The organism is Pseudomonas viridiflava (assembly GCF_001642795.1).
In the GTDB taxonomy this organism is placed as follows: Bacteria; Pseudomonadota; Gammaproteobacteria; order Pseudomonadales; family Pseudomonadaceae; genus Aquipseudomonas; species Aquipseudomonas viridiflava.
The window spans coordinates 261,249-277,507 of sequence record NZ_LKEH01000027.1; the positions used below are offsets into that span (position 1 = coordinate 261,249).

At 59.5% G+C, this 16,259-nt stretch carries 13 protein-coding genes and 1 pseudogene; 5 read left to right on the forward strand and 9 right to left on the reverse strand.

All coding sequences use genetic code 11. From position 1 onward, the window contains the following. Positions 1–36 precede the first annotated feature (36 nt). Positions 37–2,028, forward strand: coding sequence for a sigma-54 interaction domain-containing protein (locus AO065_RS16470; RefSeq protein ID WP_004879522.1), 1,992 nt, complete (start codon positions 37–39; stop codon positions 2,026–2,028). 27 nt (positions 2,029–2,055) lie between these two features. On the opposite strand, the gene AO065_RS16475 is transcribed toward AO065_RS16470, so the two are convergent. Both AO065_RS16475 and AO065_RS16480 read right to left on the reverse strand, forming a co-directional pair. Further along, a complete protein-coding gene (locus AO065_RS16475; RefSeq protein WP_004879521.1) occupies positions 2,056–4,359 on the reverse strand; it encodes an FdhF/YdeP family oxidoreductase in 2,304 nt (767 codons plus the stop codon). Positions 4,360–4,563: 204 nt separating this feature from the next. Continuing rightward, a complete protein-coding gene (locus AO065_RS16480) occupies positions 4,564–4,992 on the reverse strand; it encodes a VirK family protein (RefSeq protein WP_004879519.1) in 429 nt (142 codons plus the stop codon). A gap of 241 nt (positions 4,993–5,233) precedes the next feature. On the opposite strand from AO065_RS16480, the pseudogene AO065_RS27870 reads away from it, so the two are divergent. Then, a pseudogene (locus AO065_RS27870) lies at positions 5,234–5,755 on the forward strand (MCP four helix bundle domain-containing protein); the annotation flags it as partial. 399 nt (positions 5,756–6,154) lie between these two features. After that, positions 6,155–6,862, forward strand: a complete 708-nt coding sequence (locus tag AO065_RS27875) for a methyl-accepting chemotaxis protein (RefSeq protein WP_412778583.1) — start codon at positions 6,155–6,157, stop codon at positions 6,860–6,862. A gap of 68 nt (positions 6,863–6,930) precedes the next feature. Here the strand turns inward: AO065_RS27875 and AO065_RS16490 are convergent, their stop codons facing one another. The 7 genes from AO065_RS16490 to AO065_RS16520 all read right to left on the reverse strand — a co-directional run bounded on the left by AO065_RS16490 (position 6,931) and on the right by AO065_RS16520 (position 12,847). Further along, entirely contained in the window at positions 6,931–8,163 is a 1,233-nt protein-coding gene (locus AO065_RS16490; RefSeq protein WP_004879517.1) for an MSMEG_0569 family flavin-dependent oxidoreductase, read from the reverse strand. 28 nt (positions 8,164–8,191) lie between these two features. Next, the gene (locus AO065_RS16495; RefSeq protein ID WP_004879514.1) at positions 8,192–8,518 is read right to left on the reverse strand and encodes an MSMEG_0570 family nitrogen starvation response protein; all 327 of its coding nucleotides are present in this window, start codon (positions 8,516–8,518) and stop codon (positions 8,192–8,194) included. 1 nt (position 8,519) lies between these two features. After that, complete coding sequence (locus AO065_RS16500; protein WP_032650340.1) at positions 8,520–9,548, reverse strand: sll0787 family AIR synthase-like protein; 1,029 nt, start codon at positions 9,546–9,548, stop codon at positions 8,520–8,522. Beyond that, positions 9,541–10,101, reverse strand: a complete 561-nt coding sequence (locus AO065_RS16505) for an MSMEG_0567/Sll0786 family nitrogen starvation N-acetyltransferase (RefSeq protein WP_004879511.1) — start codon at positions 10,099–10,101, stop codon at positions 9,541–9,543. The genes AO065_RS16500 and AO065_RS16505 overlap by 8 nt, the downstream gene beginning before the upstream one ends. A 19-nt stretch (positions 10,102–10,120) precedes the next feature. After that, positions 10,121–11,245, reverse strand: a complete 1,125-nt coding sequence (locus AO065_RS16510; RefSeq protein ID WP_050562138.1) for an MSMEG_0568 family radical SAM protein — start codon at positions 11,243–11,245, stop codon at positions 10,121–10,123. A gap of 25 nt (positions 11,246–11,270) precedes the next feature. Continuing rightward, positions 11,271–12,224: a Nit6803 family nitrilase gene (locus AO065_RS16515; RefSeq protein ID WP_004879507.1), complete on the reverse strand. Its 954-nt coding sequence runs from the start codon at positions 12,222–12,224 to the stop codon at positions 11,271–11,273. A gap of 140 nt (positions 12,225–12,364) precedes the next feature. After that, entirely contained in the window at positions 12,365–12,847 is a 483-nt protein-coding gene (locus tag AO065_RS16520) for an MSMEG_0572/Sll0783 family nitrogen starvation response protein (RefSeq protein WP_004879505.1), read from the reverse strand. A 235-nt stretch (positions 12,848–13,082) separates the two neighbouring features. Between AO065_RS16520 and AO065_RS16525 the strand changes: the two genes are divergently transcribed. Further along, a complete protein-coding gene (locus tag AO065_RS16525) occupies positions 13,083–15,020 on the forward strand; it encodes a sigma 54-interacting transcriptional regulator (RefSeq protein WP_004879504.1) in 1,938 nt (645 codons plus the stop codon). A 292-nt stretch (positions 15,021–15,312) separates the two neighbouring features. Beyond that, positions 15,313–16,251, forward strand: coding sequence for a sugar ABC transporter substrate-binding protein (locus AO065_RS16530; protein ID WP_412778584.1), 939 nt, complete (start codon positions 15,313–15,315; stop codon positions 16,249–16,251). Positions 16,252–16,259: the final 8 nt, after the last annotated feature.

Here is a 16,259-nt window from a genome sequence, read left to right on the forward strand (position 1 = left end):
TGACATGTCAAAGATATGAACATAGCGAGATGAGCGATGAGCCCACAGCCGATGATTCTCAGCGCGGAGGATCGCGATTACCTCACTGCACTCGGTCCGGCCTCAATGAACGCCGGGCCGAGCGAGGCGCTGAAAAGCGCCTGGATAGCTTGCCTTGAGGGATGCACCGAGCGGCCTGCAGAAATCAGGCAGGTCATCTGGGATTCTTGGTTACGCAGCGTTGAAGCCGATATCGATCCGGCCGATGGCGAATACCGTTTCGTCACGCCCGGCGAGTTGAATGCGGCGTTGGCGACGAATCGTGCGCTGATCGCCGCAGCGGCTCAGGTCATGGGCGGCTTGCTGGCTTATAACCCCAGAGGTCATATCAACCTGACCGACGCACAGGGCACGACCCTGTATTTCTGCGGGCTGGATCTCACGCCGGTGGGCAGCATATTGCTGGAGTCGGTACAGGGCACAAACTGCACTGGCCTGGCGCTTGCCGAAGATCGACTGGTCTATGTACTGGCCGAGGAGAACTTCGGTTCAGGCCTGCGACAACGGGGCATGCATTGCGCCGCTGCACCTATCAGAGACGCCGAGGGGCGTACGCTGGCGATGTTGACCCTGACCGCAGAGCCGGGCTGGTTTCATTTCCATACGCTCGGCACCGTTCAGGCCGCAGCCGAGGCGGTGTCGCGACAGATGGCCTTGCAGGCGCTGCTGGAAGAGCAGCAGGCGGTGCTTGAGGTGCTCAATGAGGGCTTGGTGGTGTTGAACGGGCAAGGCTGCATAAAAGCACTCAATCGTTACGCCCGACAGCTGTTTCGCGTCGGGCTTGAGGTGCTGGGCAGTCCCTTTCAACAGCTCGGTCAGAGCGAGCTCACCAATGAAATTCTGCAGCGTGCCGGGGAAGGGGTGCGTGATCTGGATTGCACCTTTGAGTTGCATGACCGCAGTCATCTGGCGTGTCTGGTTTCGATCTGCCCGCTGGAGCAGGGTGGCCTGATTGTTTCGTTGCGTGAGAAAAGACGGATTCGGGATATCACCCACAAGATCATCGGCAGTCAGGCCAGCTACACTTTCGACACCATTCAGGGCAGTTCACGCGCGATACAGGACGCGCTGCACCTGGGTCGGATCGCCAGTCGTAGTGATTCCACGACACTGATACTGGGCGAGAGCGGTACCGGCAAGGAGTTGTTCGCCCAGGCGATCCATAACGCCAGTGAACGGTGCGGCGGTCCTTTTGTGGCGGTCAACTGCGGAGCCATTCCGCGGGATCTGGTACAGAGCGAACTGTTTGGTCACACAGAAGGTGCCTTCACCGGCTCGGCTCGCGGGGGCGCCGCAGGGAAGTTTGAACTGGCTGATGGCGGGACAATCTTTCTCGATGAAATCGGAGACATGTCCTTCGATGCTCAAGTCAGTCTGCTGCGGGTTCTGCAGGAAGGCGAAGTGACCCGTGTCGGGGCGAAGAAATCGCAACGGGTGAACGTGCGGATCATCGCGGCGACTCATCGCAATCTGAGTCAGGCGGTGGCTGACGGAGCCTTTCGTGAAGACCTCTATTACCGTCTCAACGTGCTGAACCTGACCGTGCCTCCCTTGCGAATGCGGCGCGAGGACGTGCCCTTGTTGGCGCGCCACTTTCTCGTTCGCTGTGCCCGCTCGCTGCGCAAGCCCGTGCGCGATTTTTCGCAGGAGGCATTGGATACCCTGTGCGGCTATCACTGGCCGGGCAATGTGCGAGAGCTGGAAAATATCATCGAACGCGCGACCAATCTCGCTACGAATGAGCGTGTTCAGCTCAGTGACCTGCCACTTGAAATCCGGCAAGGTTTGCGCCCACTGGCACCGGGGATCGTGTCCGAGATTCGGACAACGCCTGACCTTGGCGCTTATGAGATGAACGCAATCGCTGCCGCCCTTGAGGAAACGCGAGGCAACATTCGTCAGGCTGCCCAGCGGCTGAAGGTCTCGCGCGGCGGTCTGTACAACAAGATGGAACGCTACGGACTGAAGGCCGAGGCGTTCCGATCATGACCGGCTGCGCGCAACCCCTCGCATGAATCACGCGTTGATCGAGGTCAGCCGCACCGGCACCGATTTCGCCGCTGGCACCTTGCTGCGCTCGGCATGGTGCCAGATCGGGATCAGTGCGTTGCACTCCGGGTAATAAGCGCCAGCGCACCCTTCTGGAATGTCGTAGGCGATGATTTCGAACGGCCCGACCTGACGCTTCACCTCGGGCTCCACGGCAGTAGTCAGCAGGACGCGCTCACCGACCTTGAAGCCCAGCCGCTCGATGTCATTGCAGTGCATGAAGATCACCTCGCGGGTTCCGCTTACACCTCGAAAACGGTCGTCATAGCCGTAGATGGTGGTGTTGAATTGATCGTTGCTGCGTAGCGTCATCAGTTGCAACACGTCGCGAGCAGATTCTGGCTGCGCGATGTCGTCGTTTTCGACCAGCGTGGTCGGCGTGACGAACTGTGCCTTGCCACTTTCGGTGTTCCATTTGCGCTGCGCGGCGGCGAGCGGGCGATGAAAGCCACCTGGTTCGGCCATGCGGGTTTCCATGTCGTGAAAGATTTCCGGATAGATGCTGCCGATGGCTGTTCTGATTTTCGTGTAATCGTTGCTCCATTTTTGCCAGTCAATCAAACAGCCATCGGGCACGGTGGCGGCAGCAAGCCCGGCGACAATGCTTGCCTCCGCCCGGACAGCAGGGCCTACCGGCTGGGCGCTGCCTTTCCAGCCATGAATACAGCCGGTGCTGTCTTCGGTCGTGTAGGTTTGCTCAATGCCATTTTGCCGGTCGATCTCGATACGCCCCAGGCACGGCAGCAACCAGGTGTTGTGCGCTGGCACCAGATGCGTGCGATTGAGTTTGGTCGCGATCTGGACGCTCAGGTCCAGCCCATGCCAGGCCGGTTCCATCCGGGAGGTGTCGGGGATGGCCCGCAGGAAATTACCGCCCAGGCCGATAAAACCTTTTACACGACCCTCGAGGATGCCTTCGCAGGCGTCCACCGTCGCCATGCCTTTCTGTTCCGGGACCTTGAAGCCGAAGTGCTGCTCAATCAGGTCAGCCGGGACTTTTTTCGGGTCTTCGGTGATGCCGACGGTCCGCTGGCCCTGCACGTTGGAGTGGCCACGCACCGGGCAGATACCGGCTCCCGGCTTGCCGATATTGCCGCGCATCAGCATCAGGTTCACCAGCATTTGTACGTTGGTCACACCACGCCGATGCTGGGTGAGGCCCATTCCATAGACAAACATGACACGCTGACTGCGCGCATAAACATTCGCAGCGGCTTCCAGCGCCCCTCGTGTCAGGCCGCTCTGGCGCTCCAGTTCCGACCAGGTGCTGTGGCGAACGTAGTCTGTGAAAGCGTCGAAGCCCTCGGTATGGCTGGCGATGAATGCGTGGTCCAGAACGGGCGGCGTACCGTTTGCGGTGGCTTTATCTTCCATTTCCAGCAAGGCCTTGGCGATACCGGTCATGGCGGCCGTGTCACCGCCAGTGGCCACCTGATGATATTGCGTGCTGATAACGGTCGAGCCGGGGATCAGCATCTCGCCGGGCGATTGCGGATTGACGAAGCGCTCCAGCCCGCGCTCGCGCAGCGGGTTGAAGGTGATGATTGGCACGTCTCGCTGGCGCGCCTCCTGCAATTGATGAAGCATGCGCGGGCTGTTGCTGCCGACATTCTGGCCGAAGAAAAACAGGCAGTCGGTGTGCTCGAAATCGTCCAGCGTCACAGTGCCGACAGGCACGCCGATGCTTTCCTGCAAGCCCACCGAGGTGCTCTCGTGGCACATGTTGGAACTGTCGGGCAGGTTGTTGGTGCCATAGGCGCGAGCGAACAACTGGTACATGAACGACGTTTCCAGCGAAGCGCGCCCTGAGGCGTAGAACACCACGCTGTCCGGCTCCATGCTCTTGAGTTGTGCGCCGATCTCCCGGTAAGCCTCTTCCCAGGATGTTTCCAGGTAACGGTCACTTTTGGCGTCGTAGCGCAGGGGATGGGTCAGCCGGCCGTGTTGCTCCAGATCGTAGTCGGCCCAGCCGCGCAACTCGCTGAGCGTGTGCCCGGCAAAAAAGGCCGGGTCGGTTTTCAGCGACGTCAGCTCCCAGGCAGTCGCCTTGGCACCGTTTTCACAGAACTCCAGTGCGCGCGGGTGGCCGGGCTTGGCCCACGCACAACTGACGCAGGCAAAACCATCGGGTTTGTTCTGTTTCAACAGGGCAACGGCTGGCTTGGTCAGCGCTTTCTCCCGCCAGAGAATCTGCGCCACCGACTTTGCCGACCCCCAGCCGCCGCTGGCGTTGGTGTAGGGTTTGAAACGGGTCTTGGGGTAAATCAGCATCGGTCGCTCCAGGCCATTAAGCAGGCTGCTTGATAAGGCTGGGACGAAGCCGACCGGAGAAAGGTTCAGCGGATTTCGAGGCGGCAGGCGTCTTCGAACAACGCTCAAGGACTTCAGCTGGACGAACGGCTGACTCGCAGGTCTGTGCGTGAGTCGTAAAGCCTTCGGCAGGCCCGCACAGAGCCTGCCTTGGACACAACAATCCTACTTGGCTGTGAAGAAGCTCAAGCCCTTGCCAACCGCGCAGTCGTAACTCACGGCCTGTCCGGTCTGCTGGTAGCCAGGAACACTGAGCGTGGTCATGCTGAAATCGGCTTTGCCGTCAGGTTTCACGCGGTAGCGAATGAATTGCTCGATAGGCTTGTTATCCCGATCAAGCGTGAAGTGTGTGTCCGAGAACGCCAGCATGCCATCGGGCGTGATTCGATAGGCATCGATACGTTTACCGCCCTGGGTCTTTGACGGCTCCGCGCCCTTGATCGAGGACGTGCACTGTCCGAGATCGATCACTACCGACACCGACTCGCCGGTGTTCAAGGCTTTGATGATGGAAGGCTGGTCGCGAAGGGCGTCGCCTGCGAAAGCGAAGGCGGGCAGTGACAGGGCAATGAATGCAGCGCAGTAACGTTTCATGATTGAGTCTCCAGCAATGCAGACCGGTCTTCGTCACGCTGCTACAAGTGTGTTGCAACGTGACAGGGACCGCTCAAATCCGGGGTTATTAGGCAGCGCGAACCCTACCATAAGGCTTTTCCCGGATGGGCCTCCTGTCGCAGTGGCCAACATGAAAGTTTGTCCGGTTATCCTTTTCAGACATCTGCCGATACAAATGATGGTGGCAATATGGTCGCCGCATTGAGGAAGAGGGTTGGAAATGCTGAGACAGCTGAAAATCGCAGTCAGAACGGCCGTTTGCTTTACGCTGATGGTGGTTCTCGTCATCGGGCTCGGGGTTTTCAGCCTTCAACAGCTACGCAGCATTCGTGAACAGTCCCTGGAGATCGAAAACGACTCGCTGCCAGGCATCGCACTGGGCGATGACATCTCGCTGGCGTTCGAGAAAACCCGTACCACGGCGATGAAAATGCTGTCGACTCATACGGATCAGCAGGTCGAACAGGTGCACGCGGAATTGCTGGAAAAGAAGGCCGGTTTTCAGAAGGCCATGCAAGCCTACGCCCCATTGATCACCTCCGAGGACGAGCGGGCTTTGATCAACCAGCTCGGCGCGGGGTATCAGTCTTATGCTCAGGGTGCTGAGCGGGTCTACCAGTTGGTCAAGGACAATCAGGTCGAGGCCGGTCAGCAACTGGCCTGGGTCGAGATGAAGGCCATCGCCGAAAGCATGGAAGCGCTGGTCGGCAAGCTGGAAAAGCTCAATGACGCCTCGGAAGAAGAATCGAGCGCCAATGCCACCAGCGTTTACGGCAGCGCTTTCTCCGTCACCCTGGCGGTCATGCTGCTGGCGGTACTGCTCACCGTACTGCTTGCCTGGCGCCTGTCGCGCAGCCTTTCAGTGCCCATCAGTCAGGCACTGTTGACCTCGGAAACCATTGCCTCAGGTGATCTGCGACCTACCGGCGTAGACCGCGCAGGTACCGATGAGGCCGCGCTCTTGCTGCAATCGATGGAGCAGATGCGCCTCAGCCTGAGCAAGACATTGACCCACGTGGGCGACGCTGCGAACCAACTGGCCTCGGCGACTGAAGAAATGAACGCGTTGATCGTCGATAGCAACAATGATCTGGTGGCGCAGAACAGCGAAATCGAAATGGCCGCAACGGCGGTAACCGAGATGAGTCAGGCCGTGGATGAGGTGGCACGCAATGCCGTGGCCACGTCGCAGGAGTCCAAGGCATCTTCAGCGTCTGCGCGCCAGGGTCAGGACGAACTCGATCACACCGTCAAATCGATTCTTGAACTCACTCAGAACGTCGGCACAGCGTCTCACGAAGCAAAATCGCTGGCCACTCGAACGCTGGACATCACCAAGGTGCTGGACGTCATTCGCGCCGTGTCGGAGCAGACCAACCTGCTGGCGCTCAACGCCGCTATCGAGGCCGCTCGCGCCGGAGATGCAGGGCGTGGCTTCGCTGTGGTTGCCGATGAAGTCCGCGCGCTGGCGCATCGCACCAGCGAGTCGACCCGCGAGATCGAAACCATGATCGGGCATATCCAGCTGGGCACTCAAAGTACATTGACGGCCCTTGAGGTCAGCACCGAACAGGCGCAAAAGACCCGGCAGCAGGCCGAGTCGGCCAATGCGGCGCTGGCGTTGATTGCGAAGTCAGTCGCGGTCATCGATGAACGCAACACCATGATCGCCACCGCGTCTGAGCAACAGGCAGAGGTTGCACGTGAAGTGGACCGCAATCTGGTGCGCATTCGCGACCTGTCCGCACACTCGGCGGTCCGCACCGGGCAGACCGGGAGTGCCAGCCAGTCGCTGGCAGAGTTGGCCAATGGTTTGAACACCACACTGGGGCAATTTACGTTGCGTTGATCGGTCGTCGGTCTCGAGTTCTGCAGTGCTGGCAATTCGTTCTCGTCGGATTGCCGCCCGGCTCATGATTACTCGGTGGTGCGTACAGAAGAGACCTTCTCTACGACATGACGCGCGTCACGCGAGATGCCGGAGAACCTTCCCGATCCCCAGGTGTGCAGCCATGGCAAACCGAGGAAATACAGGCCTTTCTGCGCTGTAATACCGCGCGTATGGCCTGGGTAGGAGCGACCATTGAACACCGGTACATCGACCCAGCTGAAATCCGGCTGAAAGCCAATGCACCAGATGATGCTGGTAATGTCGCTGTGCGACAGGTCCAGTTCGGTGGTCTCGCCCTCCGGCGTCCACAGGGGGGCATAAGCCACACCGGCGGGTGCGTCGATGTCGTGTTCGGCAATGTATTTGTCGATGCTGGCGTTGATGCGGTTGTAAACAGCATCGGCAGCGTCGAGGTTTGCAGCAAGGTCGGTTGCAAATTGCAGGCGTGTGCCGTCCAGGCTGTTAAGACGACCAAACAGTCGCATGCCCTCAGTAGCAAAGCGGCGCAAATCGATATCGCGGCCTCCGTCCCGTCCCGTCACGTAGTGGTTGGTGTTATCACGCACACCTTCACGCAGCGGATGAGCATCGACGCCGATGTCGTAGTAACCCATGTCCGCCAACCAGTCGACGACATCCCGGCCGCGGTGAAAGCGCGCGCACCGCGGCGCATCGCCGACTGCCAGAAATACCTTGCGACCGGCCAGGTGCAGGTCCTCGGCGATCTGTGCACCCGATTGCCCGGATCCCACCACCAGTACCGCTCCTGCGGGCAGGGCCTGGGGACTGCGGTATTGCTCCGAATGGAGCTGAGTTATCCCGGTCGGCAGACGCTCGGCCAATCGCGGGATAATCGGAGTGTGGTAGCCGCCGCTTGCGACGATGACCTGATCTGCCGTGAATTCGCCAAGCGTCGTTGTCAGGCGATAACCGCCTTCAGGTCTGGTGGTCATATGGAGCACTGCGCAGCCCTCCCGCACGGGGGCATTGACCCTGGCAATAAAGCCATCCAGATATGCAAGGATCTCGTCTTTTTTCATGAATCCGTGCGGATCATTGCCGGCATACGGATAGCCGGGAAGATCACACTGCCAGTTGGGCGTCACCAGGCAAAAGGCATCCCAGCGCTGATTGCGCCAGGTGTGAGTCAGGCTGTGCTTTTCCAGCACAACATGATCAATGTCGTGCTGCTGCAGGTAGTAGCTGGCCGATAACCCGGCCTGGCCCCCACCGACGACAATTGTGCTGTAGTGAGTCATTTGCGTGTTCCTTTTGATGGGGGAGTGGTCAGATGTCGCCAAATCCGGAGTAATGGACTTTCCCGCTGCCCTGTTCCTTGACTTCCAGAACTGTCACCTGCGCCTCGGCGGTCGTGAATCTGCGCGCCATCATGCGAATCCCGCTCAGGCTGTCCATCGCTGAACTGCAGTAGAAACCTTTGACGGCCTTGACCCGCTCGGAGGCTGCATTCAGGCCCGCATCGGCGCGCTGCAAAAAATCGGGCAGGGTGTAGGAAGCGCCTTGAGTCAGATGTTGATGAATCACGGTAGAGGGCGAATACACGTTGCTTTCCTGGCCATCCGGCCAGCGCAAACGAATGTTGACTGCGGGCATATCAATGCTCCTTGACGTCGAAAAGGTGGCGTAACCGGGGGTAACTGAAACCGGTGAAAGGCTGTCGCGCCAGATCCCAGAACACTTCGCTTTCCGAGCCATGGTTGACCTGCAGGCGCGCGCTGTCGTCGGTCTCGCCGATGCAGGCGCAGTGCAGGCCTTCATGAGCGAAGGCAGCCTTGACCGTGGATAAGTCCCTGGGGTCCAGCGTCAGCAGAAATCCATAGCTGGGAAATGCTTGCAGCCAGCGCGCAAATGGCGCGTCGGCGGGTCGGGGAACGGCGGACAGATCAATCGCCGCACCGCAGGCCGTGGGCTCAAGCAACATGAGCAAGGTGCCCAGAATCCCGGCGTTGCTGACATCTTTGGCTGCCGTCAGCAGTCCGGCCTCGGCTAGCCGTGGGATAACCTCAAGCTTCGCTCGCAAGCGCACGTGCGTGTCATTCTCGAACGCTTTCCAGTAGGGCGCGTCACCATGCCACTCGCCATCGAGGTCAACGGCCATGGCAATGATCTGTCCAGGCGCAACGTGCAAGGTCGATAGCAGGGCGCGGGCCCAACCTGTCACTGCAACTGCCAACGCTGCGGGGTTACCGGGCGCCTGACTGGTGTGGCCTCCCGCCAGGATCAGACCGTAGGCCGCACAGGCCGCCTGGATACCCGCCATGACCTGATCGGCGGCCTTCTCGTCATGGTGCCAGTAAGCATTCACGACAGCAGTGGCACGTCCGCCCATCGCGGTAATGTCGCTCACGTTGGCCATTACGGCGGACCATCCTGCAAACCAGGGGGCCTGTTCGACGAACGCTGGAATCATCCCCTCGATTGCCAGTAGCTGATACTGATCACCGCACCGAATGGCGGCCGTGTCATCACCCGGCAGTGCGTATACACTCTCTCGTGTAGGGGCCACTGCGGAGCAACTGCCGGCCGGCGTCTGTATCGCCATTTTCGAGCGCATTGCGGGCGTGTCCCGAAGTTCGGCGAGCAAGGCTTTCAATACAGACTCGGTCGCACACGCGTTAGCCATTGCGGTTCACCGTTCTGCCTAAAAGCGCAGTCTGGCGGGCCATGAACGGATAGTGTTCAAGCCGTGCCTGCATGAGGCAGTGTGGCTGGCCGAGCAGGCTCATCTCCTTGAGCGTTTCCCAGTGCAGACTCTGGAAGTAGTCCTCGTTGGCGTGTTGCACTGTTGCCAGAAAGGTATGACAGCCCAGGTCCAGTGCCTTGGACACGGCCTCGTTGACCAGCGCTTTGCCGATCATTCCATAGCGGCGGTATTGACGATCAACACACAGTCGCCCTCCGTACCAGACCCCTGGCGTCTCTTCGTAAATGCGTACTGCGCCGATGACGCGTTCCGGCATGCCACAGTGGTGAGCCACTGCCACGATCGGTAGCGCTTTGAAGTCGTTTTCGTCTTTATCTTGCGCAAGCAGCTGCTGCTCTTCGGAAAACACGGCTCGGCGCAGTGCGTAATAATGCCGTCGCTCCCAGGCCTCATCAGCCGGTTTGACCAGCATGTCACCGGCGAGAAAGTCTTTGAAGGTTCCGTCGATCAAAGCAAAGGCATGTTCGGCCATGGCGTGCGCTCCCGCTCCGTTACTCGTGGTGTTTCAGTGCTGAGCACGCGCCACATTTGGCGCAGCCCGCGTTGATATTGTCCGAGTGCAAGCCATGCCGGCGCAGACTCGCCCCGATACGGGGGTAGAGCCGTTGCATGAATCCATTGTCCGGCTTGGGGTGACGGGCGAGCGGGGTCCCATCGATGGGCACGAAGGGCACGACGAACGGATACACGCCGACACTCGCCAGGCGCTCGCTCATCTGCGCAATGGCGTCTTCGCTGTCGCCGAGCCCGGCCAGAATATAAGTGCTGACCTGGCCCCGGCCGAACACCTGAACTGCTGCATCGAAGGCGCTGAAGTAGCGCTCCAGCGGCACTTGCGCCTTGCCGGGCATGATGCGTTGACGGACCGCATCGGTGACGGCTTCAAGGTGCATGCCCAGCGAGACCACGCCGCTGTCCCTGAGTCGTTGGAACCATGCGTCGTCATCCGGGGGTTCACATTGCGCCTGGATGGGCAGATCAACTGCGGCTGTCACCGCCGTTGCAGATTCACACAGTACCGCTGCTCCCCGATCACTGGTCTGTGGGGTGCCGGTGGTCATCACCATGTGCTTGACGTTGTCCAGTTCGACCGCAGCCTTCGCCACTTCGGCCAGCTGTGCCGGACGCTTGCGGGCGATGGTTTTGCCGTTGGCAAGCGACTGGCTGATGGCGCAGAACTGACAGGACGTAGCTGTCTCGTTCATGCGGATGCAATGCTGCAGGATCGTGGTGGCCAGTACGTCATTGCTGTGCAAGGTAGCGATTTTCCAGTAAGGAATGCCGTCCTCGGTGTTCAGTCCATAGAACCTGGGTACGCCGGGCAGCTCAACCTGACCGACCTGCAGACCCTCGCGAAAAATCAGCGCCTGAGCGCCGTCTGCGCCTGGACGCGCAGAGTAGGGCGAGTCAAGCGAAGCATGGTTAAGCATTGGCACCATCGCGGTGTGCTCACCCAGACTCAGCGCCTTATGGTCGGATGGCCCGGCGCCGCCTTTGCGAGACAGACCGTCCGCGCCTTCCCAGCGCACGCCATGGCATTGCAGCTCGGCGAGAAGGTCTGCATTGAGGTTCCTGACCGATATCAAGCCCACGTCGTTGGCTTTATGAGCAGGCATCCCGGCAGGCTTGTGTACGATCAAGTCATTCATGTGAGGCCTCCTCGAATGATCCGTGCAGGTCATGCACATGAGCGGTCGCGCGACGGTCGATCAACAGGCTCAGCAGTTCGGGCCGGCTGTAATGTCCGACCGAGTCCATCATGCGTTTGCGTTTGTCGATCAGGGCGAAGTCGAGGTCGGCGATGACTGTGCCTTCGCCTTCTGTACGTTGACCAAGCACCTTGCCTTCCGGAGAGATGATTGCGGTGAAGCAGCCGCCCGATATCGGCTCCAGCGCACAGCCCGTGTCCATCATGATCTGTGTCTGTTGCCCGGCATCCAGCCACGCGGTGGCGTTGACCACGAAACAGCCGCTTTCCAGCGCGTGATGGCGGATGGTGACTTCCATTTGCTCGGCAAAGATCTGCCCGACCAGCGAGCCTGGGAACATGGCGGCATGGATCTGTTCGCCGTCAGCCATCAAGGCGTAGCGAGCGAGAGGGTTATAGTGTTCCCAGCACGCCAGCGCGCCGATCCGGCCGACGGCGCTGTCGGTGGCTTTCAGGCCCGATCCATCACCTTGCCCCCAGACCATGCGCTCGTGATAAGTCGGCGTGATCTTGCGGCGATGCTGGATCAGCGAGCCGTCGGAATCAAAAAGCAGTTGTGCGTTATAAATCGTTCCCCCATCGCGTTCATTTATGCCGATGCAGGCTACGATTCCGGCTTCGCGGCAGGCTTCGCCGATCTGCCGGGTCACGTCAGAGGGAACCGTCACAGATTCTTCCAGCAGTTTCAGGTGCTGTCTGCCCATGGCGAAAGGTGGCTGGACGAATGAGAAATAAGGGTAATAAGGCACCACGGTTTCAGGAAACACTGCGAACTGCACACCATCACGGCCCAGGTCGAGCAGCGTGTTGCACAGTTTTGCGACTGTGGCTTCGCGTGAATACAACACAGGGCTGAACTGAACGGCGGCAGCACGGATTGTTGGCATGTTTCGATTTCCTGTCGTTTGAAACCGAGAGCGGTCAAGGGGCGAGGCGCGTCAGCCGCCTTGGTGAGGCCGGGAAATTACCCGGCAGCGGCTCGGCGGCTTCGACGGTCAGGGCTCCTGCGTAATCAGCGGTTGCCGACTTACGCTGTCCAGGTATCAATGATCATCGCGCCTTCGCGACGCATCAGAAGCCGCAGATCCATGACATCCAACGGGTTGATCGGGCGGATGCCTTCGATGAGGGCTTTCTCGGTCTGACCGTAGAGTGCCTGCAGGGCAAAGCGGCAGGCATAGACTTCGCCGCCTTCGGACATGAACGCTTTCAGCTGGTTGTTGACCGCCAGGTGGCCGGGGAACGCTTCGGCACCCAAGGTAGGAAAACCGCGCTGCACGCCCAATTGGACACCAGGGCCGTACAGCAGGATTTTGGTTTCAAACCCTTTACGCAGCAGGCGCTTGGCTTGCAGCATATTGACCAGGCCAATGGAGCCTTCGAAGGCGATGGTGTGGAACGTGATCAGCACTTTCTCGCCGGGTTCGGCCTTTACGTCCTCGAAGACTTTCTCTTCGTAATTGACCAGAAAGTCGCCGTCTTGGTAATGAGCAATGTCCACGGTTGGCATATCGTCTTCTCCAGTGAGTCATGTTTTGTCAGCGGCCGAAGGCGGCTGAGTGCATGAGTACAAGAGCGAATCACGTGCCAGAAATTAATGTGGCTGCCGCAAGGCATCCAACTGGTTGAATCTGAACGGTTATTGGATCTGCAACGCTTTTTTGGACGCTTTCTGATGCTTTCGCCGCGTCACGTATTCCCGTAGTAATACGAATATTCGTAGCCAAAAAACACGAGATATCGTAATGAGCGAGCCAGATTCTCTCAACGGTTGGGCCGACCTGGCCTATTCGTCTCGACACATGGTGTTTGAGCATTGCGCTGAAGCCATCGCCTTGCTCGATCCGGTCGCCGATCGATTTGGCGATCTGAACATCGCCGCCTGCAAACTGCTGGGATACCCCCGGCAGGAACTGTTGAAACTGCCGGTGAGCAAGCTGTTCGGGCATCAGTTGGCCGACCTCATCGTGTTCACCCAGGCAGTAATGGACAAAGGGCACGGCTGGAGCGAAGACCTGAGTTGCAACTGCAAGACCGGCGAACGGATCGAACTGGCATTGTCAGCCACGATTCTGCAGATCAAAGGCAGCCCGCAACTGATCCTCGTGATGCGAGAGGTCAGCCAGGAAAAGTATCAGCGTGATCAGGCGCATACCGAACGCACGATGCGCGGCGGGCTTATCGAGTGGCGTAATATTCTCAACCTGTTCCAGGAAAGCGAACGCGATAACCAGCTTTTACTCAGTGCCGTGGGCGATGGGATCTACAGCATCAACCCGGATGGACTGGCCACTTTCGTCAACCCGGCAGGCGCCCGGATGCTGGGATGGGAGCCTCAGGACATGATCGGCAAGAACATTCACCGGATTCACCACCACACCCATGCCGACGGCAGCCACTACCCGGTTGAAGATTGCCCCATCTACAAGGCCGTGCGGGACGGTGTCGTCCATGAGGGCCGCCAGGAAGTTTTCTGGCGAAGGGATGGAACGTCCTTCCCTGTGGAATTCACCAGCACACCTGTGATCACCGATGGCCGGATCGCGGGAGCGGTCGTGGTGTTTCGCGATATCACCGAGCGCCGCAATACCGAGCGCCAGCTTCAAAGCGCCCTTGAAGAACTCAAAGTGCTGAAGCATCGACTGGAGGAGCAAAACGCCTACCTGCAGGAAGAAATCCATACGGAACACAATTTTCGGGAGATAGTGGGGCAGAGCGAGCCCATCCTTAAGATCATCAAACAAGTGGATGTCGTGGCGCCCACGGACGCCAGCGTGCTGATCAATGGCGAGTCCGGTACGGGCAAGGAGCTCATTGCCCGGGCCATTCACCAGGCCAGCCGACGCAGCGCAAATCCGCTGATCAGGGTCAACTGTGCGGCGATCCCTGCCGAGCTGTTCGAGAGCGAGTTTTTTGGTCACATTCGGGGTGCGTTTACCGGCGCCATACGTGACAGGGTCGGACGCTTCGAACTGGCCGATGGCGGGACATTATTTCTCGATGAGGTCGGCGAGATCCCGCTGGATCTGCAAAGCAAGTTGCTGCGTGTACTGCAGGAAGGGCAGTTCGAACGTGTGGGCGAGGAGCGTACGCGCAAGGTCGATGTGCGCATCATCGCTGCGACCAACCGCGACCTGCGGCAAGAGGTGGCTGGCAAAAGGTTCCGCGAGGACCTGTACTTCCGGTTGAACGTGTTTCCAATTCAGTCACCCGCGCTTCGCGAACGCCCGATGGACATTGCGCCGCTCGCTGCGCATTTTCTCAAACAGACAGCCAAGCGCTTGAACATGCCCGGCCGCCGCCTTCGCAACAGCGATATCGACCGCCTGCAGCACTATTCATGGCCTGGAAATATTCGTGAACTGCAGAATGTCATTGAGCGCGCACTGATCACCTCTCGTGGCGCCGACCTCGCCCTGGACCTGCCCGATGAACCGGGTCAACCCAAGATCCAGCCTGTGATGGAGTCGTCCGCAACCCCTGTCGTTTTAACGGACGCGCAAGTGCGGGAGCTGGAGCGCAGAAACATGCGCGCCGCTCTTGAAGCGACCAGGGGGAAACTCTTCGGCAAGGGTGGGGCGGCAGAGTTGCTGGGTTTGAAGCCCACCACGCTGGCTTCGCGATTGAAGCGACTGGACATCGAACCAGGCGGTGGTGAGGGCGGCGCTTCGACGCGTGACTGATGCCGCATGCTGTTGATCCGGCAACAGCGAATCGGCAATTTGCGCAGTATTCCTCGGCAGGTCCACGAGCTTTATGCTCACGGAAACGCTGGGTGATACCCGACGTAAATCCCTGAAAGCACCGAGGACCATGCTTCGCAGCGATGTTCAACCCTCAGCGCCTTGCTCGGGCACGGCCTGTGCACTGCTCCTCGGATTCCTGTCCTGAATCTGCGGAGCTACCCCGATGCCCGATGCCGTTCCCCCTTCGACTTCCAACCGATTTGGCAAACACTGGCGCGCACTTTCGCTGATGTTAATGGTTGCCTGCATGAGTGCATCTGCACAGGCCGATGACAGCGACGTTCCATCGTTGGCAGGCAAGCGCATCGCGATCAGCATGACCGGCACCAGTCATTACTTCGATATCAAGGCGTTCCAGGCGCAGGTCGATGAAGTCAAGCGGCTGGGCGGCACGCCGATCACCCTGGATGCGGGGCGCAACGACAAGAACCTGGTGAACCAGCTGCAGACCGTGATCACCCAGAAACCCGATGCGGTCATCCAGACACTCGGCACCCTGAGTGTCATCGATCCCTGGCTCAAGCGCATCAGCAAGGCGGGCATTCCACTGTTCACCATCGATGCGCCGTCGCAGTACAGCCTCAACAACACCACCTCAGACAACGTCGCCACCGGCAAGGCGCTGGCCGGACAACTGATCAAGGACGCGGGTGGTAAGGGCAACATTCTGGTGTTCAACGGTTTTTACGGCGTGCCGGTCTGCGCGATTCGCTACGACCAACTGAAGCTCGCGCTCAAGGATCATCCAGAGCTGAAGATCATCGAGCCCGAGTTGCGCGATGTCATCCCTAATACCGTTCAGGACGCCTACTCGCAGGTCTCGGCCTTGCTCAACAAGTATCCCAAGGGCAGCGTGTCGGCCATCTGGTCGGCCTGGGACATTCCGCAACTGGGTGCCAGCAAGGCGCTGATCGATGCCGGGCGCACCGAGATCAAGACCTATGGCGTGGACGGCACGCCGGAAGTGCTGGAACTGCTTGGCCGTAGCGATTCGCCCATCGGAGCCGTTGTGGCGCAGCAGCCGGTGCTGATTGGCAAGACTGCCGTGCAGAACGTCGCGCGCTATCTGGCGGGACAACGGGATCTGCCCAGGGAAACCCAGGTGCCTACCTTGCTCACCACTGCAGACAACCTGCCTGAAGTGCGGCAGCTTCGCGGCGACAATTGATCGGGGAT